This is a genomic window from Pseudomonas sp. Irchel 3H3 (assembly GCF_900187635.1).
GTDB lineage: Bacteria > Pseudomonadota > Gammaproteobacteria > Pseudomonadales > Pseudomonadaceae > Aquipseudomonas.
This window is the reverse complement of sequence record NZ_FYEC01000018.1, coordinates 1-25,438: the sequence shown is the minus strand read 5'-3', so window position 1 is coordinate 25,438 and position 25,438 is coordinate 1. Positions and strand designations below refer to the sequence as shown.

Below are 25,438 nucleotides of genomic sequence, written 5' to 3'. Positions count from 1 at the left end.
TCATCGCCTCTTCAAGTAACCGCTACTAGAGCTGCGGCGTTGCGGTGGTGATGCCACTGGGTGCGGTTGCGCGACTGGAGTAATGGGTTGTTGCATCGGTTGTGGAGTCTCGGTTTTTTCTTCGGTGACCATGACACGCTCGGCGGCGACAACCTTTTCATCGAACAAACCGGCCTGCGCCAGCGACTGTCGTACCCGCTCCCAGTCGTGTTCCTTGTAACGGTTCAGGCCGAGGTAGTGCGCCATTGCTAGGTTGTACACCATCAAGTCGAGTGCTTCGTTGCGCTCGGCTTTGCCTTTGACCCATTCGATTCGTTTGTAACCTTTGACGTAACGCGCGACCTTGCGCTCGGCCACGCACTGGTCGAAGAAGTCATCCGGCAGGTCGTTGGCAAAGTGCAGTGCACCGGGGCCGTCCTCAAACGGATAACGGTTGTAGATCCAGTCCTTAGCGGTGTCGGTACCTACAAACCACAGCTCGGCGCCGTTGCGTTCGGTTTGGCCCTTCCAGGTTACATCGACCATTGATGGGCGTTGCGCGATAACCGGCTTGCCCGGCTTGCTCGCGCCCTTGATGGCAAAAATATTGCGCCACCGGCGAAGGCGGCAGAACTGATACACCTCGTCCGTGTGGTGACCACCAGAGTCGACGGCAGTAGCCAGAATACCAAGCCCGACGCCGCACGGATGCGGGTAGCGCACCTTGAGTTTGTCATCGAGCACGGACCAGGTGCGATCGTCCGCTGGGTCGCCCCAGATCACCTGGAAATCGATCACCCAGCGTTCCATGCCAACGCCCCAACCCATCACCATCAGTTCCAGGCGGTTGGCCTGAACATCGACCGATGCGGTAAGCATGAGCACGCGTTGTGGCATTGAGCCGAGACCATAGGTCTCGCGGCGGGCGCGCTCTTTCAAGACTTCAGCTTTGGTCTGCTCTTGAGCGCTGTCCCAGACCTTGGCCAAGCGGGTGTTGTAAAACACCTGCATAGGTTCAAGGTCGCCCCGGTTTTGCGCCTTCTTGGCTTTTTCAAACTGCTTGGCCAATGAACGCCAATCCGTCCAGCCAAGTGGGGAATAGAGGGCATTAAGGTGAAAGCCGATGGTTTCGCCATCACCCGGTGCATGTGATCGCCATTCGCCCTGGGCCAGCATTTGGCCCTTATAGTGCTCCTCAATCAACACGTCGCAATCCAGCCCAGACGCGGCGCACTTGTAATGCACCACGCTGAAGTCAGCTGAGTAGAGCAAGTTTTCCCATTCAAGAATTTGCATGTGGCCGCAATGCGGACAGGGCACGTAGTAGTAACGCTGATCGCTGGACTCAAACAGGTCAGCGATACGCGATGCGCCCTTGATCGTGGGTGAGCTGGAGAAGTAAAACTTGGCGTTACGCCCAAACGTACTGCCCCGGGTTTCGGCCAGCTCGATAGGGTCGCCCTCTTCTCCCACATCCACATCCCAACGATCAATCTCATCGCCGTAGATGTAGCGTGCCGACAGCTCGGCAAGGTTAGCCGCAGAGCCCGCGGTGGTGATGTAAAGCGAGCCTCCTTCAAACTCTTTGGTGTCCATCGTGTTGCGCGGGCCACGGGAACGGTTGGCCGCGACGCGATCACGTAAGACAGGTGTAGCGCTGATGGTCTTGCCGATCCGAGATGACACCCGCTTGGCCAAACTCAGGCTGGGCAACAGGGTCAGGATGTTGGATGGCACCATGTGAATCAGCCCGCCGATCCAGTTCAATGCGATCTGGGTCTTCATCAACTGCGAGGCAACCATCGTGACCACGCGTTTACAGGGGTGAGCCGGTGACAAACAGCGCATGGGCTCGCGGGCATAAGGTGTACGCGAGGTGCGGTATTGGCCGGGTTCTGCGGCGCCGGCGTCACGCGGGATACGCATGTACTCGTCAGCCCACTGATCGACCCACAGTGAAGGGTCGGGCCGTAGCCCACGGAAATACGCTTCGCGGTAAACCTCAGCACCGTTCGGAATTTCCGTGTGCATTGGTTAACTCTTGTTGTTGAGGGCGTGAACCAGGTCAGCCGAGGACATGCGCTCAGCATCCTCCAGCGAGGCGCGGATGGCAGCAGTCAAACGGCGTTCTATTTCCCAAGGGTCGGTCATGGCAGCCAACTCCGGTGCCAATTGCGGCGGCATTCCCAGCAATTGATCCCGCAACAGGCGACCTGCACTGTATGCGCCGGCTTTTACTGCCTCCAGCTCGACCTGCGAACCCTGAACCTTGTGGAATTCAGCCTCGGCCAACTGCGCCAGGTAGTACTCGCGGTGGGCACGAGCCTTTTGGAAGTCGGGTTGTTTGCCAGCCGGGCCGATGGCGGGCTGCGGCGCAGCCATATGCGGCGTGGATTCGACCAGTGGTGACAATTGGCTAATCACGTCGCGCTGCACTCGGGCCTCATGATGCCGAGTCGCGACGGCGGTCTTCGTGGGATCGGCTGTTTCGCGGATCAGCTCGATGGTCGCGTCAACATTGACCTGCCTTTCATCCGCCGACAGGACCAACCGATTGTTCTTTTTAAGCCAGGTGATGTAGCTCGGCGCCTTGCCGATGTGGGCCGCAAAGGCGCTCTTCGACAGAAAGATGGGGTCTGTCACAAACCCTCCTTTTCAACGGCTTTTCAATACAAGCCTTTCAATTTCAATGGATTGAATTTCAATAAGCTGTCAGCCCTGCGGCTAATGATTTCCCGCGGGTTTCCTACCCCGTACCCATCGAATACCCACAGGGTCCCCCGCGATTTTCGGCGTCCCGGAACGGTGCGCCACTCTGCTTGCCAAAGATGGCGACACCTCGCTAGCACGAGAGCACTTGATGGCCCGGGTCGCAATTACGCAAACTCACGAAGCGCCTCTTGCAAGCGCCTGGCTTTCACAATAGCTTCGGCATTGCTTTCGCGTTCAACCTCAACCGTCAGGGCTACCTCTTCGATACGGCCAGCCAACGCCTTCATGCGTTTGCTGAACTCATCAGACAGGCTCACCACCTCGCCCGAGAGAATCGCTAAAACATCCAGTGCGCCCTCAGGTGATTTGATCGATACAACGGCCTGCTTGGCTGTCAGAGTCACGGCCTGTTCCTTCTTAGGTTTTGGAGTTACTGGATCACGCTGAAACCTTCCGCCCACTGGTTCCCTGATAAGCCCGGCATCTTTAAGCTCACCAAGTGCGCGGCGTATGGCATAGGCCGAGGCGCCACTGGCGCTGGCAGCTAGGACGGCACCGTGAATATCCCTAGCGCTCCAAGATGATCGAATGGGTACATAACCAAAGACTTTTTGAGCAATAGAAGATTGCCCTGCAAGCATCTGCTGCTGCCTGGATTCATTCATTTCAGAAGACCTGCTTAATGTGTGGCTGGTGAGCGCTATTCAGAGCGATTTGATTCGGCGGACACTTCGCTGACACCCAGCCGCTTGGCAGCCCAACGCTCGTAGAGGCCGATGGCAACATCGGCGCCGGCCATCGCGGTCAGGCAACCCAAGCTGCCCGCCGTCCAGATCGACATACCCGCCGCAATCATCAACATCATTGCTGACACGCCGCAGACAATGCAGGCACCGGACCGTAGCGCCAGGCGACGCAACAGAACCCAACCGCGCGCTCCGTCTTTGTCGGCGCGCCACATCTCACCCGAAACGCCGCCGACCAACGCCAGGACGATCACTAACCAAATCGGCATCTCTGCCAAGGCTTGCTGTTCATTTGTCATTCGTTCATATCCATTGGGTGGCTCTTATAGTGGCAATGGGCAAGAAGGTTCTGCAGTGATAGTGTCGAACTGCAGTCATCGAGAACGGCTTGGAGGCCATATGCAATTCGCCGTGTACATCTCTTACCCGAACCTCTGTTGCAAACCTCCGTCGGGTAACCAGATCGGTATCTCTAAAGGAATACACCATGCAAGCAAAACCTCTGAAATCACTTATCGCCGAACACGGTGTTTCATTTGACGCCAGCACCATCATGAATGCCCTGCTAAAAACCGGGCATGCGGAAAATTTCGAATATGCGAGCACTACAGGTAGTGGCGCGATGAAGTCATTCAAGAAGCTAACCAGTACTGGCGAGAAGTTCGGAATCAACAAGCCCGCAATGCACCCGTTTAAGACAGAGTCAAGGTTCTACGATGAAACCTTTCCTGAAATGCTTAGCGTCGTGATCAAGCAATTGAGCAAAGAGGTTGCTGATCTGTAAAGGTTCAGGCCGGATCTGGCTGCCTTCGAGGTTGAATTCCTGGCTGCCAGATCAAAACCAAGGGATCCCCGAAAAAGAAAACCCCGCCGGGGTCGGCAGGGTTTTCAATGTCCCGAACAGGGCCGGGACGAAGTGCACAGCACGTGCGAGGTCAGCGCCAAGGCGCAAATTTCATATCGTGGTGACTTTTTACCCCTGTCTGGAAAAACCGAAAAGGGGTCATTTTCGGTTGCTTGACTCGACGCAACTTTGACGCAACTTTGACGCAGGTTTGACGTAAACCACCCCGACGAGTGGCAATTAGCAAACTCGTATGCGCCTGCTCATTGAGACCCGCGTGTAGTTGGTCTCCACTGTCCCGCTTCGGCGGTCCCGCCCACGTGTTGTTGCGCTGCGCACGGTCAGTATCAATAGAACCTGCTGATGTAGACGATGTACCCAGTTCCTGTAGGTCCGGTCGGCGTCCTCGGCGAGCTGCAACAATCGAAGCTGCTCGCGCACGGTCATCGGGGGCTGGGCCAAGTATCGGTTGCGAGCCAACAGGGCCAACTGAGCGCCCTTCTCAGATTGCCGTTCAAGCTGCGCAACAGCAGCGGCAACCTCAGTGCTGACATGGTCCATACCACCACCGGTCGACATCATCAGATCTCGCGACCCAGGAGTACCACGGGGGGCGCAACCGCCATACCGCATGATCGTCGCCATCGGGCTGCCCAAGCCGCCACCGTCGCCAACCTGGCCGTGCTGAGCCCCCCAATGCTGCATCAACACCTCAACTTCCTCGATCATCGCCCCACTCCCCTGAAAACCGAACCCGACACAAAAAACACGCTACTCAACACAAACCCAACACAAACAAAAACCATATAAATCAATAGCTTTAAACCAGTTGTGTTGAGTGTGCTGGGTTTGTTGGGTATTTCTGTTCTCGCATGAAGAAAGTAATCAGCCATCAGAAATCGAACATCTAACGTCACGCATGCGCGTACGCGTAGCGAAACCCAACACACCCGACGCAAAGCCGGCAAACCGCCGAAAAATAAGGCTCCAGTCTGTGTGGGGTATCTGAAATCAACCCAACACATACCCGACACACCCAACACACTTTTAGTTGTAGTCATGCGGCAGCCGCCTTGATGTGGTCCCAGCCGTCCACATGCCAACCCGCAAGCTTCGCTTTGGCCCGCCAGTTTTCGACCTGCTTGCCCAGCTCGGCCGCCTTCAGTGATGGGGGCGGGGAAGCGTCCTGATCAACGGGAAAGAAGAACGCGCCAAAGCGCCGGTTGTTGCCATCGGTCCAGGGAATGGCACGCGTCTTGTCAACCTCGGAGCTGATGAACAGCGAGAACTTCGTCTGACTCATCACATGCTCTTTATTGCGCTGGCACCATTCGAGGAACAGCGAATAAAGGTCGGTTGACAGACATGGCCCCCAAAGTCCGTGGCCCAACTCGCTGTACTTCCACAGATGCAAGAACGTCTGCCACCCGGCCCGACTCAAGGCCACCAAGCGTTCACGAGCCTCGGTCGAGGGCGGTCGCGTCCTCTGGTTGAAGTCACCCAGATCGACTGACAACAACCAGCCGTACAGTGCGGCGACACCGCCCTGCTCCAACTCTCTACCAATCGCCTTTTGCCGCTCGACCGGCAAAGTATCCATCGGCCACATCACCAGCATCCGCCGGTCACTTTCGCTGATTGGCCACGGCAAGATTTCGTTGCTCAGGAACACCGCGTTCATATGGTTGGCTTCCTCCCAACCGTTGATGAACTTCGATTCCATCCGCACCGTTTTGCCGGTGATCAAGTGCTTGATCTTGCCCACCTGGTTGTATCGCTGATCGCGGCTCACAACCTCTTCGAACACCGACCACAACTTGCGACTTTGCCAGGCGTTGAAGTTGCTCTCCAACTGCGTCTGGCCAACTGTGGCAGCGTACTGGCCATACAGCATGCCCAGCGCATCGGCGAACAGCAGGCTTTTGCCCGAGCCCTCCATGATCGAGTGCATCAGTACGGCGGTGTCCATCTTGGCGCCCAGGTGCTGTAACGGGTACGCCAGCCAGCGGATCAGCCATTGGGCTGCCGCTTCGTCGTGGTTACACAAGAAGGAAATCAGCCACCGAAGATTGGCGCAGGCTTCGTCATCCCGGATCGGTTCGAGCGGCAGACCATCAAAGGTATTGATGTACACCGCAGGGTCTTTGCTCATGGTCGGATCAAACACGATATGTTCGACATCCACTGTGCGCCGCTCACCACTGTTGAGCCACAGCGGATAGGTGTCGCCGAGTGCCATCTTCACCGCGCCTTCGGCAATACGCCGCTTTTTCTCCCGATCCCAAACATCCTTGGTCCCGTCGATGTACACATAACGGTCAGTCGGTGGCATACCCAGCGCTCCGCCCTTCTTGCTCGCCATCCGCCGCGCTTGCTCGATGTCGCGGACGTGATCATCTGCAATCAACCGTTTGTCCGTGTCATCCAGCCACGCTTTGGCGAGAGGCTTGCCCACCCGCGCTTCAAATGCGGCCTTCTTCATCACCCTAGACTGGTCGCAGTCCCACACTTGTGTGGTGCCCTCGACCAGCGCAAAACGACGAAGCAACTGTTCAAGCGTCAGCGCCTCCCCCGCCCCCCCGTCAGGAGCCGGAGCGGCCTCGCCGATGTCGTCGTTCGCACAGCGCGGCTCGCTCACATCACCGGATGGGGTCGGGGGAAGATCCCGTCGATCAGGCCGCGATGAACGCTGCATACCCAACATCCGCGCAGCATCCTTCACCGCCTTCGACTGATCGCCACCGTGCTCAAGTAAACAGAACACCTCGAAGGCATCGTTCTGATGACCGTTTGCGAGCGGATCGGCACCGTGGTGCGAATAGACCTTGCCGTCAGCGATAGTCACACCTGGCAGGCCAGTGCTGCTCTGCGGGTAAAGCCACTTGCTACCCCGTTTGATGTAGCCGTGAGCATGCAGCAGCTCCTCGATGTCGTGGCAACGGTTGAACTCATCGATCACCGACGGGCGCTGACCCATTACAGCCTCTGTCCGCTTGACAGCCTTGGCCTGCGGCGCAGTAGGTTTGATCGCCCATGGGCACGCCGCTTCAGCATCGCGCTTGAAGAAATCCCAGTTTTTCCAGACTGAAAGCAACTCTTTGGTGAGCATTGGCAAACCGTCCGCAGCGTTGGGCGGGGTTCTCCAGGTGTAAGGCTTGCCCGTACCCGGATGAATCGAAGGCGGAAACACGTCCTGTACCAGGCCAGCGCGCAGCTCGAACACTGTGAAGCGTTTGTACTCTTCAGCCACCGCGCGTACCGCAGCTTCTCCGACAACATCGCCCCGCTCTTGAGCAGTCTTGGCTTTATCCATCAGGCCTTTGTGAATCGAACCGTCAGGATCTTTTTCATTCGGCCAGGAAAGTGAGTGCCGGGTCAGCTCAATGCCTTCAGGCACTTCGAACACGACCCGGTACCGCGCAGGGTTACCAACAATCGTCGGATACACCAACACCATGGCATCCAAATCGACACCCAGCAGCTCATACAACACGTGCCGCGTCCACCGAACGTCATCGACGTCCAGCGAACAGACACGGCTCGGCCCAAGCACGACGCCGAGGTTGTGATTAGGATTTCGTTGCCAGAATGCTTCAGCGGTGGCGGCATCAGTGATGTAACCGCCGGGTTTGTTCCACCCCAAGCCCTTTGGGGCTTTTTCACCTGGTTCAATGGGGACCAAGGCGAGGTCGAAGGTGTTGATGTAACGCTTTGCCCATGTAGCGATGGCTATTCCTTTGGCCGGTTCAGTCATCGCCGAGCCTCCCGCAACCCCTGACAATCGACGCAGGTTTGGCAACCGGCAATCGCCTGCTGTCGAAGCAACGGGATGGGATCGTCGCAATCCGCGCAGAACTCAGCGCTGGCGCGGCTGGATGGCACAAGGCGACTGCGCTGAAGCGCGACATCGAGTAGGTACTGCGCTTGGTCGTTGGCGCGATCGATTTCATCAGCCATGAGCACGATCCTCCATCGCCTGACGAGCACCCGCCATGATGCCGAGAACTTCGCGGATCACGTCCATTCCCTGCTTTTCAAGATCGAGGACTTCGTGAAACTCCCACACGTTGTCAGCAGCACCATCGTGCATCGCGGCAACGAATTCACCAGTTTCGCCGAGCAACTTACCGACGGCCTTCAGGGCATCCCGAGTTGCCGGCACCGGTACCGGGCGATACCAGACGGCGCCTGCCGGCCGCATTAGCGCGTCAAGCAAGCGCGAATCGACAGTGAGCCTAATTAACTCCTCGAGTTCATCAGGATTGAGCCAGCGGCGCTCTTCATCGAGTTTGAGCTTCTTCTGAAGGGTGTCGTTGTCCAACACCATGTCAAAGGCAAGGGCGGTAATACCGCCCTTGTAGTCACGACCAGCGCGATAAATCGCCTGTCGCAGTGGAAGGACCGGACCGGCGTCCGGCAAAAGATCTGTTCGACTCATAACCGTAAATCCCCTGTTTACGGTCTAGCCATAGTCCAGGGCAAACCCTATCCTACGACCACGACCGATGTGCATGTGCTGTAGATCGTCGTAGCCGGACTGGGGGATCTTTGGTGAGAGGCCCCAGTCCGGCACCCTTTTAAGCTGCCGATTTCAAGCCATTGGCTGCTTTTTCTTGCGTGTAAAGGCTCTCAATGGCCTTTCCAGTCACATACCGAACATCAGCGCCCTTAGCGGCACGATTAATGGTCGGCTGCGTTGTCCCTATGCGATCTGCGATGACCCTTTGGGATAAACCTGAGCGCAGTAATTCCGCGAGCATTTCTTGAATAGTCATTTCGTTCACCGATGCGCTTTCGCATTGGTCGACACAATACACAAACGCATTGATCGATTCAATACAATCACCGATACGTTTTTGAATCAAGGCAGAGAAAAGTGATAGGCGACCGCATTGCTCAACGCATGCAAGAACTAGAGCTGTCAGAGGGCGAACTCGGCCGACGATCAGGCGTCCCTCAGCCGACAATTCATAGAATCGTGACTAATGCGGTAGCCAGCCCACGTCACGAGAACGTTGAAAAAATCGCCAAGGCCTTAAAAGTCAGCAGTAATTGGCTGTGGAAAGGAGGCGAGCACAAAGAACCTACGAAGGATGCAAAGCCTTTCTCTAGCTCTGAATCCAATGTAGAGCCTGGGCCGGCAATCAAAGGATATGTGCCGTTGATTTCTTGGGTACAAGCAGGCGCTTGGTGCGAGATTGAGGATGTTCGCACTCTTGATGACGCAGAGATATGGCTGCCTTGCGCGGCGTCTCATAGTGGTCAGACGTACGCGCTCAGAGTACGCGGACTGTCCATGTTCAACCAGCATGAACGCCGCTCCTTTAGAGACGGAGATATCATTTTTGTTGACCCAGCGAAGGACGCCGAGAACGGCTCACTTGTCATTGCCAAATTAGTCGACAGCCAAGAAGCAACGTTTAAACAGCTAGTGATGGAAGGCAAGCGCCGCTTCTTGAAGCCGTTGAACCCCGCCTGGCCTGAGCCGATCATTGAATTGGGAGACGATGCAATGATCTGCGGTGTCGTATTCTCGAAACTAGAAATTTTCTAATACTACACATGCCAGATTGAGCCCGCTTACTGCGGGCTTTTTTGTGTGCCAATCGAAAGTCAATTCAAATACGTATTGACTGAACCAATGCGTATTTGTATCGTTTGCTTCGTTACCTCTCACCAAAGAGTACGAGTCATGCAAACCACACAGCACAGCAACACTCGCTGCCCGGTCTACCTGCACCCTTCTGTATGCAGTAGCCGCGTAGCCGTCGAGGTCATTCAGCAGCGTACCGGTCTGCTGGTGATCACCACGCCCCAAGGTCGCACCGAAGCCGTCCAACCAGTTAGTACCGTCGCAACCGATGCCAAATCCTGGTCGTTAGGAGGCGATGCAGCATGAACAGCTACCTCATCTCGCTCGCGCAACAAGATCTGCTACATCACATGTTGCTGGTTGGTGGCGCCGCCGTTTGCCCACTTCAGCGACCAGAGCAAACCATCCACGCAAGTTTTGAAGTAGAGCTCACCGACAACAGCGCTGTCATCAACGTTGAGCTGGGCGGCCACACTGGCGAACTGACCCTTAAGCGCTCAGACCGAGCCAATCACCTACACCTGCGGGATTTCATCCAGGACATTGCGAACGGCCGTATAGAGTCGGCAGAGCCGACGCCGCCTCCAGAGCAACACGGTAGCACAGCGCGAATACAGCAGATGTTGGCCGAGTCGGAAGCACTGCTGAGCAACATTCGAAAACTGCTCGCAGCCTGAGGACCGCGCCGTGAATCGTACTCTGGATCAAACGGCCGCCGTGCTCGGTCTCAAGCCCCGCGCCTTCCGCGCCAAGTTGCGAGAACTACGCATCCTGACCAATGACGGGGACCTAGCCAGCCATCACCGCGACCGGGGCTACCTGTACTCGGATCCACGCAGCGTCCAGATCGGAAATACCAATCGCTATCGGCACTACGCCGTTGTGATGGTGAAGGAGGAAGGCGTCAAGTGGATCGCAAAAAAACTGAACATCACCGTCACGCACAAGGACGCCGCAGCATGAGCCAGAACGCTATCACCCAAGCCATCGGCGCACTGAAGCTGGTTCCGATGTGTCTCAATCATCCAACCGTCATCAGTCGCGCCACGCTGATTGGCGCATCCGCCGAAGCAGTCCAGTTGCTCGAGGCCTTACCAGCGGTCAGCGCTGAACTTGCGGAGGTGTTCCGCTGCGTCGATGCAGTCGTTGATGAAGGCCACATCGCCTACGTCACCCCAACCAAATCGCCGGAATACCCATACGGCGCCGTTATAGCTGACCGAGAGGGTCGCGTCTGCGCAGCTGCCATGGGTAAAAGCAAAGAAGGGCTTGCGGAGCTGATTCGCATGAAGTTGCTGCCCCGATCGGAGGGGCTCGGGGAGGAAGTAGCGTGAGTCACACACTCGACCAACTACGGCGCCAGTTCGCAACGCCCTGCCCAACCTTGACTGCCGTGCGTGAGCAGTACTTCGCACACATCCGCACCGACCGGTACCTTCTGAGCGAAATCAAGGCCGGTCGGATCGCCCTGGAGGTCAAGCGCCTGCACTGCTCGGCCCGCGCGAAGCCAGTTGTTTACCTACACGACCTGGCCGAGTACCTCGATGCCCAGGCGACGAAGAAAGCGGCCTGATTCAAACGGTAGCCCCTGCCGATCAGGGGCATACGACAAATAACCGATAAGGCACAACATCTGAGTAACGGACGTTCCTTTACCGGAACTTTGGGCAATATCGAAGGCCGCAGCCTCTCACCGAATCACGGCAGCGGACTCAACTGAGGCACACAGCATATGACTGTATTTGACACTAGAAAAAGCGTGTCCCGGCTAGCAAGTGAAACACTCACAGAAGATGAGCTGGCCGCTATCACCGGATACAAAATTCCGTCTTGCCAACGTCAATGGTTGCAACGCAATGCATGGGAGCACGTACTCACCGCGGCCCAACGCCCCGTCGTAGGCCGCGTGTATGCCCGCCTGAAACTCGCCGGGTTGCAACCCTCAGCAACCAATGCCGTCGCTGAGACCTGGTCCCTAGATCTCTCCCGCGTAGGTTAACAATGCGCCAGAAGAAAGCAGTAAACCGAGATCTTCCGCCACGAATGATTCGGCGCATCCGGAAGAGAAAGAATGGGAGCATCTGGGTGGGTTACTACTACAACGGCAGGGATGTCGACGGTAGCCGAGTGGAGATCCCTCTTGGCGGCGACCTCGATGAGGCCAAAGTTGAATGGGCGCGCCTGGATCGCAAAGCTACACCTAAGGCTGCTCACCTGATGGGCAGGCTATTCGACGACTACGAAGAGAAGGTCATGCCAGGACTAAAGCCCGGCACCCAAAAAGACTACCTCAAAGGTTTGAAGCAGCTACGCAACGCCTTCGAATCAGCCCCCGTCGAAGCCCTTACCCCCCAGGTAATCGCCCAGTATCGCGACGCACGGACAGCAAAGGTGCGCGCTAACCGCGAGATCGCCCTCCTCTCGACTATATTTACATTTGCCCGTGAATGGGGACTCACTGACAAGGCAAACCCTTGCGCTCGACTACGAAGGAACAAAGAGACACCACGCGACTACTATGCGGGCCAAGTTGTTTGGGATGCGGTGTACGCAGAGGCTCCGCTCGAACTAAAGGACGCAATGGACCTGGCCTACCTGACAGGCCAGCGCCCTGCTGATGTGCTTAAAGCGTCGACAGCCGACCTAAGCAATGGATTTCTAATGGTAGGACAGGGCAAGACCGAGAAACGTCTGCGCATCCGTCTACACGATGGGACAAACGCATCAAATCTCAGCACATTCCTCGATGCCCTGCTTGAGCGAAAGGCCAGCGCAGGCATCAGAAATTCATGCCTGATTACCAACCAAGCGGGCCTACGAATGAGTTACGCCATGTTGAGGAATAGGTGGGATGAAGCCCGCGAAAAAGCGGCTATCAAGGCGATCTCCGAAGGTGATACAACACTTGGTGTCGAAATTCGCGAGTTTCAGTTCCGTGACATCCGACCGAAAGCTGCCAGTGAAATTGACGACATTGGGCATGCAAGTCGACTGCTTGGCCACTCGACGCAAGAAATGACGAAAAAAGTTTATCGCCGTATTGGCGAAATCGTAGGACCTACAAAATAGCAGGGGGCCGCAACCGGTAGCTATCGATACTCCCGGAAAGGCCCCAGTCCACAATCAAAACCTGGCAGTGGCAACAGGCAAAATCCGCTAAAAGCAGTCAGCCGAAGGAGCCAAGAATAAGAGGTTAATCTCCAGACACCGGTGACTATGTAAATTATTTATTCTATGGATCGAGTCGATTGAAGGGCATGCTGCGTGAAATTAGGAGGGGGGGCGGTAGGAGCCCTCCAACCTCCAAGTAAAAGCGATACAACAAAAGCAATCAACCATCACTAAGCGACACGCCTGGAAAAGCCTTAATAAGTTTATTAAGCGGCGGCAACACTAGCCTTCTTTGATTTTCTTTTGGCGAGAGAAAGTTCCTTTGCTTGTAAAGCATTTTGTAGCACATTGAAAACACTTATAAACTTAGATGCCCACTCAGACACTGGACTTGATTCCGCCTTACGAATTAACGCCTGACGAAGTGATACTTTATTTGATTCTGCCTTAATATCAAAAGGTTGCAATTTCCCTTCTACGTCTACAGACCACTCACTGAACCAGTTCGGGTGCTCTTTTTGTATCTCAATAATCCACTCATGCGGGAAGAGTCCTTCCAAGGAAAATCCGCTATGCAACGATATATACTCTAAGTTTGCTTCAAATGGAATGCTGTGTTGACCAAGATACTGCTGCAGATTTACTCTTGTCTTATTACCAGCGGTATCACCATCGAGAATTACAACTACTGTCCTTTCGCGGTGAATGAAGGCATAAGTCGCCTTAAGAAACCCCTCCAACCCAGAGACACCAGTAAAGTCTAGAAATTGACATTTCCGGACCAGCGGCCAAAGATAATCCGCATTAAGCTCTGGCTTGATCAGATTAAGAGCCCACTGAAACGTCTCTCTATCAGACTTACCCTCTACAAAACAATTAAGCTCCCCCAAGTTGTAATAGTCACTAAATCTGACACCTAGCGCTTCTCTTAAAGAGTTTGTAGCTTCTACATAAGTTTTGTATTCATTAATTTTTGTACGGCCGTTTTCTATGGAGGTGCCGACGACTAGTTTTGGGTCCTGGGAAACAAAGCCGAGAGAATGGGTTGTTGTGACAAGAAGAGATTCGTTCCGTAATTCATCCAACATCTTACTGCATGACTCGGCTAGCTCCGGATGCAAATAAGATTCAGGTTCCTCAACTAACCAAATAGTGGATTTTTTTAACTTTCTTTCTTCTCGAGTGATCCAGAGAAAAGATGAAAGTATTGATGCTGCTTGCACCCCCATTCCCTTTCGCTCAATAGGAGTTTTGTTAGGGTCAGACAGGCGAAAATCGAAGTGAGAAATCAGATACTCTAGTGAGTCATTAGGAAGACTGAAAGATGATTTAATATGTGAAAGCCCAGAGAGAGCCAATTGCGAATCTAAGTGACCAGCAATTTCCGAAAGCTTGCCATTGATCAGTTCAAGCCTATCTGTAAGCAATTCAGAAATTGATCGCCGGACAAATGGAAGCAGAAGAGTAGTATATAGATCATTAATACTTTTCGACGACGGAACATAATGGCAAACAAACTTTTCGAAAAGCAATGCGATCGTTAACAACTGCTTTCTGGAAAACTGCGCCTTCATTGCATCCTTGGTGGTTTCATTGGAAAAGAAACGATATACAGGCGTTCCGCTTTTTGTGAAGTGCAAATATAGCGTAAATTCAGAGATGACCTCCTTGGGTGTAACGAGCATCCTGTTTAGCTCGCTGTAAGCATCATAAAAATCTTTATCCTCAGCTTCTGGATCCCCATCAAAAGTGGCGATTATGCCTGTTTGAGCGGAGTTTACACCGAAGGTAAGATCTCTTTGTATATCGTAGTTATGTTGATTGTCCGTCCCGGTAAACAGCATTTCAATGGCACGTAGAATATTTGTTTTCCCACTGCTGTTGGCCCCAACAATGGTTAAGCCACGCTCGAAGTCGAGGTGCTGCTCAGCTTCTATGGTTCTAAAGTTTCTAATTCTAATGCTTTTTAGTTTCAAAATTTCACCAAGTGACTTCTTAGTATATTGAGGTATTTTTTTGTAATTTACTTGCTATCCGTAAACTCAAGGTAACCACCTCATCTAGTTCGACAGGTCCAATCTAAGCGACGCTCTAGATTGTAAATTCCGTTCTGTGACCGAATTGCTCGCCTCAGAAATTAACTAAACAGCCTGCGCCATCACTTTGACACTAAAACAAAAACACCTAAATCGTCAATCAGATCCCAACTTCGTCGGGTTACAAATTTCGATGCAGTCGGTAAGCCGGAGACCTTTGACGAACGTCTAGTAGCGCAACAGGTCGAACACCTAAAATCAGCAAAACTGCAGATGTCAAACTGAGGGAGCATTTTCGCCCAGCAAATCCGCCAGAGGATTTCAGTAGAATTCGGCGTTGGCAGCGGTGCTTGCTGTTATCCAACCGCCACCTGTTACTAATCACCCTCGGGTCGATAGCAACGAGTCATCGCCCTCCGCAGATACGCCCCCTCATGGCTCGCGGTTGCGGAACACCACTCGGAAATTGCGGAACACTTCACTTTTCTACGGGCATAAAAAAACCCCGTAGATCATTGATCTACGGGGTTTTTAAGAGTGGAGGCCGAGGTCGGAATCGAACCGGCGTAGGTGGATTTGCAATCCACTGCATAACCATTTTGCTACTCGGCCTCAAACGTCGGATGCCTGAAAAACAACACCAAACGCAAACAAATTGGAGAAGGAAACTAGATTTTCATCTACTCCCAACCCTTTGAAATCTAAAGGGTTTTTCTCGTTCCCTAAGCAGGAATGGACGCAATTCTGGACTGCTTCCGATGTCCTGTCAAGGACGCAAAGTAAAAAATATCAAGGTTTTCAATTCCCTGGCCCGGGGCGAGCCGGGCCAAGGGGTGATTATAGGTACCAGCGGTATTCCCGTGCGCTTATTTCCTGTTGGAAGGCCAAGTGGTCCTGGCGCTTGTTTTCGCAGTAGACATCGACGAACTCGGCGCCCAGCCCTTCGCGCAGTTGTGGCTGGTGTTGCATCTGGCGTACGGCCTCGAGCATGTCCAGGGGGAAGTCGATGCCGCTGTTGCGATCTTCGTTGAGCGGCGGGATGGGTTCGCGGCCAGCGTCCAGGCCCTGCTCCAGTCCGACCAGGATCGCGGCCAGTACCAGGTACGGGTTGGCATCGGCACCGGCCAGGCGGTGTTCGATGCGCAGGTTCTTGGCGTCGGATTCAGGGATGCGCACGCAGGCGTCGCGGTCCTCGAAGCCCCAACTGGCGCGGGTGGCCGCGTTGACGGTGCCGCCCAGGCGGCGGTAGGCGTTCTGGTTGGGGGCGAAGATCGGCATGCAATGCGGCAGCAGTTCCAGGCAGCCGGCGACGGCATGGCGCAGGGCCTGTTGCTGGTTGGCCGCCAGCAGGTTCTGGCCGGCGCCGTCGTACAGGCTGACGTGCACATGCATGCCGCTGCCGGGATGTTGCAGGTACGGCTTGGCCATGAAGCTGGCGCGATAGCCGTGCTTGAGGGCCACGCCCCGGGTGCTGCGGCAGAACAGTGCGGCCCAGTCAGCGGCTTGCAGGCCGTCGTCAAGGTGGCCGAAGTTGATTTCGAACTGGCCTGGGCCCAGTTCAGCGGTGATCACCGTGGTGTCGATGCCCTGGATGCGGGCGGCCTCGACCATTTCATCGAGCACCGGGGAGAAGCGCGACAGGCGCTCGATGTGCATGTTCGGTTGATCGTCGGTGTCGTCGGTCAGGCCATCGCGGGGGAACTGCGGTAGGCCGTCACGCAGTTGCTTGTCGAACAGGTAGAACTCCAGTTCGAAGGCCACCACCGGGTGAATGCCTTTGCCGCGCAGGCGCTGCAGCACCTGGGCGAGGACTTCCCGGGGTTCGAATTCGATGGGCTTGGCGGTGCCGTCGGAGGTGATCAGCATCTGCCCCAAGGGTTGGGACTCCCAGGTCACGGGTTTGAGTGTGCCCGGTACCAGGCGCCGCACGGCATCCGGGTCGCCGTCGTGGAAGCAGTAGTCACCGATCTTGAACAGACCACCCTGCACACCCAGCAGCACGCAGTTCTGCGGCAACTTGAGGGCCGTGCCGGCGGCGACTTTTTCCAGCATGTCGATCGGATAGCGCTTACCGTAGAAGTGCCCCGGAATGTCCAGGGAGATGAGGTCGACATAACGCACCTCAGGGTAGCGTTGGCGAAAAGCCCGTACTTCGGCCAACAGATCAGAGCAGGCAGCGTCCATCTTCAAGGTTCCCGTGGTAGTGATCAGGTGTAAACCCACAGCACGCGCGTGAGTTGGTCAGTGAGATTGCCGTAGCGGCAGCGGGTGTGGCTGTCGAGTTGGAAACTGTCGCCGGCCAGCAAGGTGACGGGCTCGTCGTCCTCGTCCAGCCACAGGGTCAACTCGCCTTCAAGCACGTAGCCGCCCTGCTCCGAGCTGTCGCTCAGGTGCCGCTCACCGCTGTTGGCCCCGGCCTCCAGGCGGCTTTCGAGCATCGAGAAGGTGGCGCGCATTTTCGGCGAGACCAGGATGTCGGTGATGCCGTTGGCGTAGTACAGGGTGCGGCGCTCATCCGGCCGGGTGACCCACGGCAGGACCTTGGGCTTGGGCAGGCTGTAGAAATAGGTGGTCGGCACTCCCAGAGTCTCGCTGATCGCCGTCAGGTCGGCCACGGTCGGGCGGGACAGGCCACGCTCGACTTGCGAAAGGAAACCCACGGAGCGCTCGATCTTGTCCGCCAGCTCCTTGAGGGTGAATTTCTTGTGCTTGCGCAGGTCGTGGATCAGGATCGCCAGCGCGGCAATTTCTTCTTGCTTGTTCATGCCTGGAATTCCGGAAGAGGATTGATCAAATGCTGTCGCGCAGTCGGTACCAGGCCTTGCCGATGGCTTCCAGCGGCGCGGCCAGGTATTTGCCGCCGGGAAAACTGTCGTTTTGCAGGCCCTGGTACAGGGCCAATTCGTCGGCCTGGCCGAGGATGGCTGCCGATACCGCGCGCGCGGCGGCCAGGGTTGGCAACACGCCGTGTCCCGAATAGCCCTGCAGCCAGTAGAGATCGCCGCGCCGGCCGATGTCCGGGGTGCGCTTGAGGGTCAGGTCGATGTGCCCGCCCCACGCGTACTCCAGCTCGACGCCCTGCAACTGCGGGAACACCCGCTCGAGGAACGGCCGGGTTGCCGCGCCGATGTCCCTGGGCATGCCGCCCAGGTAGGTGCAGCCGCCACCGAACAGCAGGCGGTGGTCCGGGGTACGACGAAAGTAATCGAGGACAAACTGGTTGTCGGTGACGCACACATTGCCCGGCAGCAACGCCCTGGCCAGTGCCGGCGCCAGCGGCGCGGTAGCGACCTGGTAGGTGCCCACCGGCAACACGCAACTGGCCAACTGCGGATCGAGTCGATCGAGGTAGGCATTGCAGGCCAGCACCAGCACATCGGCGCGCAGGCTACCCTGCTCAGTCTCAACCACGTAACGATCGCCCACCTGGCGGTAGCTCAGGGCCTTGCTTTGCTCGTAGATGCGACCGCCTGCGCTTTCGATGGCGGCGGCCAGGCCCAGGGCCAGTTTCAACGGGTTGAGGTGCCCGCCTTCGGGATCAAACAACCCGGCCTGGTAACGCTCACTGGCGACCCACTGCGGCAACTGTTCGCGGGGGATGAATTGCAGGCCATCGTGACCCCACTTGTGGCTGGCCTCGTGCTGCCACTCGGTCAACAGGCTGACCCGCCGGGGCATGACCGAGGTCCACAAATGCCCGGGGCGATAGTCACAGTCGAAACCGTGGCGGGCCGGCAGTTCACGCAACTCCCGGGCGGCCCAGCGCATGCTGTCCCACAGGCGGCGCGCGCGCTCATGGCCGAGCGCCGCTTCCAGGGGCGGCATGTCGCAGGACCAGCCGAGAATCGCCTGGCCGCCATTGCGTCCGGACGCGGCCCAGGCCACCCGGCTGGCTTCCAGCACCGTCACGCGCTTGCCGGCCAGGGCCAGGCGCAACGCGGTGTGCAGGCCGCTGAAACCGGCACCGATGATCACCACCTCGGTGTCCTGCTCGCCCGCAAACACCGGTCGTTCCAGCAATCGATCGGCGCAACTGTGGGCGTAGTAGCTGGCGACATGTTGCGTGGATTGCTGAAACATCTGTCTACCCATGAAATTATGTTTTTATAATTTCATGAAAAACTACAGCATAATTTTCATTAACGCAATCGCCGGCCACACCTCAAAAGGCAAAACACGAACAGCCGAAGGCGCCCCAGAATCCCTGGTAATCACTCACCGGGACGTTCGACAGCCGCGCGCGCTGATGACCATGGGCATGCACGCCACAGGGCCCGCTGCACTGGTGCACCTGGGCCTGCAGCGGCGCAGCCGGGCGCCAATGCCCCGGGACCTTGACCACCGGCGACCAGTCCGGGGTCACCGGCAAGGTGGGTGGCGCGAGCCGCTGAAAATCCCCCGCCGCGTGCACCACCTTGCCGCCGACCACCGTCAGCAGCGACTCGATCCACTTGATCGCCTCGTCCTCGACCGTGAAATAGTCCGCCGTCAGCGCCACCAGGTCCGCCAGTTGCCCGGCCTTGATCTGGCCTTTCTTGCCCTGTTCCGAGGAGAACCAGGCACTGCCGTGGGTGTACAGTTCCAGCGCGGTGTCCCGGGGCAGCCCTTGCGGGTACAGCGCCAGCCCGCCCACCGTGCGCCCGCTGACCATCCAGTACAGCGAGGTCCAGGGGTTGTAGCTCGACACCCGCGTGGCATCGGTGCCCGCCCCCACCGGCACGCCCTCGGCGAGCATGCGCTGGATCGGCGGGGTCAGCTCGGCGGCCTTGGCGCCGTAGCGTTCGACGAAGTACTCGCCCTGGAACGCCATGCGATCCTGGATCGCGATGCCGCCGCCGAGCGCCCGCACCCGCTCGATGTTTTTCGGGCTGATGGTTTCGGCATGATCGAAGAACCACGGCAAGCCATTGAACGGTATATCCCGATTGACCTTCTCGAACACGTCGAGCATGCGCGATATCGATTCGTCATAGGTGGCGTGCAGGCGGAACGGCCAACGTTGCTCCACCAGGTGGCGCACCACCGGCTCCAGCTCCTGCTCCATGGTCAAGGGCAGGTCCGGGCGCGGTTCGAGGAAGTCCTCGAAATCAGCCGCCGAGAACACCAGCATTTCCCCGGCGCCGTTGTGGCGCAGGTAATCATCGCCCTGGTGCAGGCTGACGCTGGCGGTCCAGTGTTTGAAGTCGTTGAGCTCCTCCTTGGGTTTCTGGGTGAACAGGTTGTAGGCGATGCGGATGGTCAGTTGATCCTTGGCCGCCAGCTCGTTGATCACCGCGTAGTCGTCCGGGTAGTTCTGGAAACCACCGCCGGCATCGATCGCGCTGGTGACCCCGAGGCGGTTGAGCTCGCGCATGAACTGGCGGGTCGAGTTGAGCTGGTATTCCAGCGGCAGTTTCGGCCCCTTGGCCAGGGTCGAATAGAGGATCATCGCGTTGGGCCGGGCCACCAGCATGCCGCTCGGCTCGCCATTGGCGTCACGCACGATCTCGCCGCCGGGCGGGTTCGGCGTATTGCGGTCGTAGCCCACCACCCGCAAGGCCGCGCGGTTGAGCAAGGCGCGGTCGTAGAGGTGCAAGACAAACACCGGCGTATCGGGGGCGGCCCTGTTCAATTCGTCGAGGGTCGGCAGGCGTTTTTCGGCGAACTGGAATTCGTTCCAGCCACCCACCACCCGTACCCACTGCGGGGCTGGTGTGCGTTCGGCCTGGTCCTTGAGCAGGCGCAAGGCGTCCACCAGCGACGGCACCCCTTCCCAACGCAATTCCAGGTTGTAGTTCAGGCCGCCACGAATCAAGTGCAAGTGCGAGTCGTTGAGCCCGGGGATCACCGTGCGCCCCAGCAGGTCGATCACCTGGGTGCCCGCGCCGCGCAAGGCCATGGCCTGGGCGTCGTTGCCGACCACCACGAACCGCCCGTCCTTGATCGCCACCGCGCTGGCCCGGGGCTTGGCCCGATCCACTGTGTGCAGGCGACCGTTGTGCAGAATCAGATCGGCAATCACGTTATTCATCACAGGCACTCCCCAATCATGGCGACTTTCAACAGTAGTTGAACAACGCCCAGGGCATGCTGGATTACTCAGCCGAGACGATCACCGGTCATGCTCGTCCATCGCCGGCAACGCCTGCGCACCCTGGAACCGTGCCCGATAACGCCCCGGGCTTTCCCCCGTCCACTTCTTGAAGGCGCGGTGAAACGCGCTGGGCTCCTGGAAGCCGATCTGCTCGGCAATCGTGGTGATGCTGGCCTGGGTGCGGCGCAATTGTTCGATCGCCACCGCGCGGCGCACCTCGTCCTTGATCTCCTGGAATGCACAGCCTTCGCGCTCGAGCTTGCGCCGCACGGTGCTGGGGCTCAGGTGTTGCTCGCGGGCAAAGGCTTCCAGGGTCGGCCATTGGCTGTAATCGCTGTTGCGCAGCCGCTGATGGACCTGCGCCGCCAGGCCGTGCTGGTTGCGGAAGCGAATCACCAGCCATTGCGGGGCACTGCGCAAAAACGCCTTGAGCGACGCCAGGTCCTGGGTCACCGGCAGTTGCAGGAAGCGGCTGTCGAACTCGATTTGCGTGCGTGCCGCGCCAAAGGTCAGATTGGCGCCCCAGAGCAAGGCATCGTCGTCCAGGGACAGACGCGGGTGCTGGAAGTCGGCGCGGTCGATGGCGATCCGTCGTCCGCCCAGCCAGCACAGCAGGCTGATCATCAGCACCAGGAAGGTCTCTTCACCAAAACGCGCCAGCTCAACGCTGTGCGCCTGGGTCTGCAGGCTGATCAGCGCGCGTTTGCCGCGCACGGTCAGGGTGCCGCGAAAGTCCCGCAGGAACAGGGCAAAGTTGGCCAGGCACTGGCGCATGGCTTTTTCCAGGGTCGGCTCCTGGATCAGCGCCCGGCAGATCAGGGCGAAGCTGCCGGGCGGCATGCCGTGGGAATCGAGGCCGAAGAACTCGTCCTGCAACTCACCAATCTGCGCCAGCCACAACGCGGCAAACGCCGAGGCCGGGACCCGCGCCGCCGGCTGCTCCAGCAGTTGCGGATCGATCCCCACTTGGCGCAGCACCGCGTGCAGGCGCTGTGGGTCCGCGCGCAAGGCCTGGATCATCGGGTACACGAAGTACACCGCTACCGAATCCGTCTCCCGCATGTATTTCCCTGGCTCCCGATCATCTGAACATGGCAAAAAACGCCACCACCCTTGCGCAGTTTTGGCATAGGCGCCGCAGCGCGGCTGACTCTAGACTCAGCGCCATAAACCAGCCTCCTCCAGCGCCGCCCATATTACGTGAGCCGCGCGCTGCCCACGATACCCAGGGAACATTCATGAAGCCTTCCGATATTTTTGTCCTCAGCGCCGTCCGTTCCGCCATCGGTGGTTTTGGTGGTTCCCTCAAGGACGTTTCGCCGATCGACCTGGGCACCGCCGTGTGCCGCGCCGCCATCGAGCGCTCGGGCCTGGCCCCTGAGCACATTGGCCACACCGTGATGGGCCACGTGATCCCGACCGAAGCCCGCGACGCTTACATCTCCCGGGTGATTTCGATGAACGCCGGCCTGTCCAAGGAAACCCCGGCCTTCAACGTCAACCGCCTGTGCGGTTCCGGCCTGCAAGCAATCGTCAGTGCCGCCCAGAGCCTGATGCTCGGTGACGCCGGCGCGGCAATGGCCGGTGGCGTGGAATCCATGAGCCGTGGCGCCTACCTGCTGCCGCAGGCACGTTGGGGCGCGCGCATGGGCGATATCCAGGGCATCGACTACATGCTCGGCGCCCTGCATGACCCATTCGCCGGGATCCACATGGGCATCACCGCGGAGAACATCGCCGAGCATTTCGGCATCAGCCGCCAGGCCCAGGACCAACTGGCCCTGCTCAGCCAGCAGCGCGCTGCCCACGCCATCGCCGAAGGACGTTTCGCGGGGCAGATCGTGCCGATCGAGATCGCTACCCGCAAAGGCACCGTGACCTTTGCCACCGATGAACACGTGCGCGGCGACGTCAGCAGCGAACAGCTGGAACGCATGAAGCCGGCATTCAAGAAAGACGGCAGCGTCACCGCCGGCAACGCCTCGGGCCTCAACGACGGTGCCGGCGCACTGATCATGGCCACCGGCAAAGTCGTGCAGGAACAAGGTCTCAAGCCGATGGCGCGGCTGGTGGGTTACGCCCACGCCGGTGTCGAGCCGTCGATGATGGGCCTGGGTCCGATTCCCGCGACCCGCCTGGTGCTCGAGCGCGCCGGCCTGACCGTGGCTGACCTGGACGTGATCGAGTCCAACGAAGCATTCGCCGCCCAGGCCTGTGCCGTGGCGCAGGAACTGGGCTTCGATCCAGCGAAGGTCAACCCTAACGGTTCGGGGATTTCCCTCGGTCACCCGGTAGGCGCTACCGGCGCGATCATCGCCACCAAGGCCATTCACGAACTGCACCGCGTGCAGGGCCGTTACGCCCTGGCAACCATGTGCATCGGCGGCGGCCAAGGCATCGCCGTGCTGTTCGAACGCGTATGAGCAAGGACATCGACATGAATCTGCAGCACATCGGCGTGATTGGCGCCGGCACCATGGGCAACGGCATCGCGCAGGTCTGCGCGGTGGCAGGCTTGCAGGTGACCCTGATCGACATCGCCGAGAGCGCCTTGCAAAAGGCCCTGGCCACCGTCGGCAAGAACCTCGATCGCCAGGTAGCCAAGGGCAGCCTGAGCCAGGAACAGAAACTCGCGGCCCTGGGGCAGATCCGCACCAGCACCGACTACGCCAGCCTGCACGGCGTGCAGATGGTGATCGAGGCCGCGACCGAGAACCTCGAGCTGAAACTGCGCCTGTTGCAACAAGCTGCGGCCCAGGTCAGCGCCGAGTGCGTGATTGCCTCCAACACCTCGTCGTTGTCGATCACCCAGTTGGCGGCCAGCGTCAGCCACCCCGAGCGGTTCATCGGCCTGCACTTCTTCAATCCGGTGCCGGTGATGGCGCTGATCGAAGTGATTCGTGGCCTGCAGACCAGCGACGCGACCCACGCCCTGGCCCTGGACATGGCCCAGCGCCTGGGCAAGACCGCGATCACCGCGGGCAACCGTCCGGGGTTTGTGGTCAACCGGATCCTGGTACCGATGATCAACGAAGCAGTGCTGGTGCTGCAGGAAGGCCTGGCCAGTGCCGAAGACATCGACGCCGGCATGCGCCTGGGCTGCAACCAGCCCATCGGCCCGTTGGCCCTGGCCGACCTGATTGGCCTGGATACCTTGCTGGCGATCATGCAAGCCTTCTACGACGGCTTCAACGACAGCAAGTACCGCCCGGCCCCGTTGCTCAAGGAAATGGTCGCGGCCGGCTACCTTGGTCGCAAGACCGGACGCGGCTTCCATGTCTACGACTGAGCGCTGCTCGCGCTTTGCCCAAAGCCGGGACAAGGCCCTGGAGCTGTTCGCCAGCAAGGGCTTTGGCCAGGTCGGCATGCGTGAACTGGCGGCGTACCTGGGGCTTACCCCAGGTTCGCTGTATCACCACTACCCGAGCAAACAGCACCTGCTGCTGGATTTGATCGAAGAATTCTACGAAGAACTGCTGGCCACCCTCACCCGCATCGAACGGCGCTCGCGCACCTCCCAGGACCGCCTGTTGCCGCTGATCCAGGCACACCTGAAACTGCATCAGGACATGCCCTGGCACTTTCGCCTGGTGGAGCGCGACAGCAGTTGCCTGAACGATGACCAGCAAGTACGCGTCCGTCAGTTACAGCAACGCTACGAGCAACAACTGATGCGCATGCTCTGCCCCGCGATCCGACTCGGCGACCAAGCCCTGCTGGCCGCCGGACACACCATCGCCTCCCTGCTCAACAGCGCCCCCGGCTGGCTGGGCCAACACCCCCTGCCCCCCCGCGAGCGCGACCGCCTGCTGCACAGCCTGTTGGTCGGCGCCATCGAACGCATCCTGGCCGACAACACCCCACTACAAGCCAACGTCGCCTGAGGGCTCCACAGGTTTGGCGGGTGTATGGATAATCTGCGAACGACCTGGATTAATGTGGGAGCGGGCGCCCGCTTGCGGCGCCCGCTTGCGGCTTGCCCGCGATGGCCATAGGTATCTACACAACCTTGTAGCGGCCTGTGGCGAGGGAGCTTGCTTGCGTGGCGGCCTCTGGGGGGTTGGATTAGGCAGAGTACATATCCATTTCTGCGGTAACGGCCACCTATGGTTCCGCTTTTACAGCGGCTCACTTTTGGAGGAGCCCAAAAGTAAGCAAAAGGCTCTTGCCCCACCACTCGGCACCTCGCTTGGGCTCGGTGTGCCCTCACTCCGGCTTGAATCCGTGGGCCGCCGCCACGCGCCATCCATGGCGCGGGGCGGCTAACCCGGCGTCCTGCCGGGTTACCCACGGCTTCAAGCCTGCGTTCGGCCAGCGTGGTTAACGGGGCGCCCAGGATCAAAA

At 58.2% G+C, this 25,438-nt stretch carries 26 protein-coding genes and 1 tRNA gene; 11 read left to right on the top strand and 16 right to left on the bottom strand.

All coding sequences use genetic code 11. The features are described 5' to 3' along the window. The 4 genes from CKW24_RS18780 to CKW24_RS18765 form a co-directional block, all read right to left on the bottom strand. Positions 1–2,010 (bottom strand): phage terminase large subunit family protein, encoded by a 2,010-nt coding sequence (locus CKW24_RS18780; protein ID WP_095169658.1) that lies wholly within the window; start codon positions 2,008–2,010, stop codon positions 1–3. A gap of 3 nt (positions 2,011–2,013) precedes the next feature. Continuing rightward, entirely contained in the window at positions 2,014–2,622 is a 609-nt protein-coding gene (locus tag CKW24_RS18775) for a terminase small subunit (protein WP_095169657.1), read from the bottom strand. 233 nt (positions 2,623–2,855) lie between these two features. Beyond that, the gene (locus CKW24_RS18770; RefSeq protein WP_095169656.1) at positions 2,856–3,356 is read right to left on the bottom strand and encodes a hypothetical protein; all 501 of its coding nucleotides are present in this window, start codon (positions 3,354–3,356) and stop codon (positions 2,856–2,858) included. A 35-nt stretch (positions 3,357–3,391) separates the two neighbouring features. After that, positions 3,392–3,736 (bottom strand): phage holin family protein, encoded by a 345-nt coding sequence (locus CKW24_RS18765; RefSeq protein WP_095169655.1) that lies wholly within the window; start codon positions 3,734–3,736, stop codon positions 3,392–3,394. Positions 3,737–3,924: 188 nt separating this feature from the next. Between CKW24_RS18765 and CKW24_RS18760 the strand changes: the two genes are divergently transcribed. Next, positions 3,925–4,221 carry a hypothetical protein gene (locus tag CKW24_RS18760; RefSeq protein ID WP_095169654.1) on the top strand — a complete coding sequence of 99 codons (297 nt, stop codon included), beginning with the start codon at positions 3,925–3,927 and terminating at the stop codon, positions 4,219–4,221. 300 nt (positions 4,222–4,521) lie between these two features. Here CKW24_RS18760 and CKW24_RS18755 read toward each other — a convergent pair whose 3' ends face one another. From CKW24_RS18755 to CKW24_RS18735, 5 genes are all read right to left on the bottom strand, one after another. Next, the gene (locus CKW24_RS18755; protein WP_095169653.1) at positions 4,522–5,010 is read right to left on the bottom strand and encodes a hypothetical protein; all 489 of its coding nucleotides are present in this window, start codon (positions 5,008–5,010) and stop codon (positions 4,522–4,524) included. A gap of 328 nt (positions 5,011–5,338) precedes the next feature. Then, positions 5,339–8,035 carry a bifunctional DNA primase/polymerase gene (locus CKW24_RS18750; protein WP_095169652.1) on the bottom strand — a complete coding sequence of 899 codons (2,697 nt, stop codon included), beginning with the start codon at positions 8,033–8,035 and terminating at the stop codon, positions 5,339–5,341. Further along, positions 8,032–8,238 carry a TraR/DksA C4-type zinc finger protein gene (locus CKW24_RS18745; RefSeq protein WP_095169651.1) on the bottom strand — a complete coding sequence of 69 codons (207 nt, stop codon included), beginning with the start codon at positions 8,236–8,238 and terminating at the stop codon, positions 8,032–8,034. Before CKW24_RS18745 ends, CKW24_RS18750 begins: the two co-directional genes overlap by 4 nt. Continuing rightward, complete coding sequence (locus CKW24_RS18740; RefSeq protein ID WP_095169650.1) at positions 8,231–8,719, bottom strand: phage regulatory CII family protein; 489 nt, start codon at positions 8,717–8,719, stop codon at positions 8,231–8,233. Before CKW24_RS18740 ends, CKW24_RS18745 begins: the two co-directional genes overlap by 8 nt. Before the next feature lie 139 nt (positions 8,720–8,858). Beyond that, entirely contained in the window at positions 8,859–9,056 is a 198-nt protein-coding gene (locus CKW24_RS18735) for a hypothetical protein (RefSeq protein WP_095169649.1), read from the bottom strand. 128 nt (positions 9,057–9,184) lie between these two features. On the opposite strand from CKW24_RS18735, the gene CKW24_RS18730 reads away from it, so the two are divergent. The 7 genes from CKW24_RS18730 (at position 9,185) to CKW24_RS18695 (ending at position 12,943) form a co-directional block, all read left to right on the top strand. After that, a complete protein-coding gene (locus tag CKW24_RS18730; protein ID WP_371917598.1) occupies positions 9,185–9,835 on the top strand; it encodes a helix-turn-helix domain-containing protein in 651 nt (216 codons plus the stop codon). A gap of 341 nt (positions 9,836–10,176) precedes the next feature. After that, complete coding sequence (locus tag CKW24_RS18720; protein ID WP_095169646.1) at positions 10,177–10,551, top strand: hypothetical protein; 375 nt, start codon at positions 10,177–10,179, stop codon at positions 10,549–10,551. Between the two features lie 10 nt (positions 10,552–10,561). Then, positions 10,562–10,837 (top strand): phage antirepressor KilAC domain-containing protein, encoded by a 276-nt coding sequence (locus CKW24_RS18715; protein WP_095169645.1) that lies wholly within the window; start codon positions 10,562–10,564, stop codon positions 10,835–10,837. Then, positions 10,834–11,208, top strand: coding sequence for a hypothetical protein (locus CKW24_RS18710; protein WP_095169644.1), 375 nt, complete (start codon positions 10,834–10,836; stop codon positions 11,206–11,208). The genes CKW24_RS18715 and CKW24_RS18710 overlap by 4 nt, the downstream gene beginning before the upstream one ends. Further along, a complete protein-coding gene (locus CKW24_RS18705; RefSeq protein WP_095169643.1) occupies positions 11,205–11,447 on the top strand; it encodes a pyocin activator PrtN family protein in 243 nt (80 codons plus the stop codon). The genes CKW24_RS18710 and CKW24_RS18705 overlap by 4 nt, the downstream gene beginning before the upstream one ends. 159 nt (positions 11,448–11,606) lie before the next feature. Further along, on the top strand, positions 11,607–11,873 hold the full coding sequence (locus tag CKW24_RS18700) for a DUF4224 domain-containing protein (protein ID WP_095169642.1): 267 nt from the start codon (positions 11,607–11,609) through the stop codon (positions 11,871–11,873). Positions 11,874–11,875: 2 nt separating this feature from the next. Continuing rightward, positions 11,876–12,943 (top strand): tyrosine-type recombinase/integrase, encoded by a 1,068-nt coding sequence (locus CKW24_RS18695; RefSeq protein ID WP_095169641.1) that lies wholly within the window; start codon positions 11,876–11,878, stop codon positions 12,941–12,943. Between the two features lie 308 nt (positions 12,944–13,251). Here the strand turns inward: CKW24_RS18695 and CKW24_RS18690 are convergent, their stop codons facing one another. The 7 genes from CKW24_RS18690 to CKW24_RS18660 form a co-directional block, all read right to left on the bottom strand. After that, positions 13,252–14,961, bottom strand: a complete 1,710-nt coding sequence (locus CKW24_RS18690; protein WP_095169640.1) for an ATP-dependent endonuclease — start codon at positions 14,959–14,961, stop codon at positions 13,252–13,254. A 598-nt stretch (positions 14,962–15,559) separates the two neighbouring features. Next, positions 15,560–15,633 (bottom strand) — tRNA-Cys (locus CKW24_RS18685). Positions 15,634–15,858: 225 nt separating this feature from the next. Next, positions 15,859–17,205, bottom strand: a complete 1,347-nt coding sequence (locus tag CKW24_RS18680) for a glutamine synthetase family protein (RefSeq protein ID WP_095169639.1) — start codon at positions 17,203–17,205, stop codon at positions 15,859–15,861. 23 nt (positions 17,206–17,228) lie between these two features. Further along, positions 17,229–17,786 carry a helix-turn-helix domain-containing protein gene (locus CKW24_RS18675; RefSeq protein WP_095169638.1) on the bottom strand — a complete coding sequence of 186 codons (558 nt, stop codon included), beginning with the start codon at positions 17,784–17,786 and terminating at the stop codon, positions 17,229–17,231. A gap of 25 nt (positions 17,787–17,811) precedes the next feature. Then, on the bottom strand, positions 17,812–19,101 hold the full coding sequence (locus CKW24_RS18670) for an FAD-binding oxidoreductase (RefSeq protein WP_095169637.1): 1,290 nt from the start codon (positions 19,099–19,101) through the stop codon (positions 17,812–17,814). Between the two features lie 82 nt (positions 19,102–19,183). Then, positions 19,184–21,022 (bottom strand): amidohydrolase, encoded by a 1,839-nt coding sequence (locus tag CKW24_RS18665; protein ID WP_095169740.1) that lies wholly within the window; start codon positions 21,020–21,022, stop codon positions 19,184–19,186. A gap of 90 nt (positions 21,023–21,112) precedes the next feature. Then, positions 21,113–22,156, bottom strand: a complete 1,044-nt coding sequence (locus tag CKW24_RS18660; protein ID WP_095169636.1) for an AraC family transcriptional regulator — start codon at positions 22,154–22,156, stop codon at positions 21,113–21,115. A 176-nt stretch (positions 22,157–22,332) separates the two neighbouring features. On the opposite strand from CKW24_RS18660, the gene CKW24_RS18655 reads away from it, so the two are divergent. The 3 genes from CKW24_RS18655 to CKW24_RS18645 are packed head-to-tail and all read left to right on the top strand — an operon-like array spanning position 22,333 to position 24,978. Next, positions 22,333–23,517 carry an acetyl-CoA C-acyltransferase family protein gene (locus CKW24_RS18655; protein WP_095169635.1) on the top strand — a complete coding sequence of 395 codons (1,185 nt, stop codon included), beginning with the start codon at positions 22,333–22,335 and terminating at the stop codon, positions 23,515–23,517. Positions 23,518–23,531: 14 nt separating this feature from the next. After that, on the top strand, positions 23,532–24,383 hold the full coding sequence (locus CKW24_RS18650) for a 3-hydroxybutyryl-CoA dehydrogenase (protein ID WP_095169739.1): 852 nt from the start codon (positions 23,532–23,534) through the stop codon (positions 24,381–24,383). Further along, entirely contained in the window at positions 24,370–24,978 is a 609-nt protein-coding gene (locus CKW24_RS18645) for a TetR/AcrR family transcriptional regulator (protein ID WP_095169634.1), read from the top strand. Before CKW24_RS18650 ends, CKW24_RS18645 begins: the two co-directional genes overlap by 14 nt. Positions 24,979–25,438: the final 460 nt, after the last annotated feature.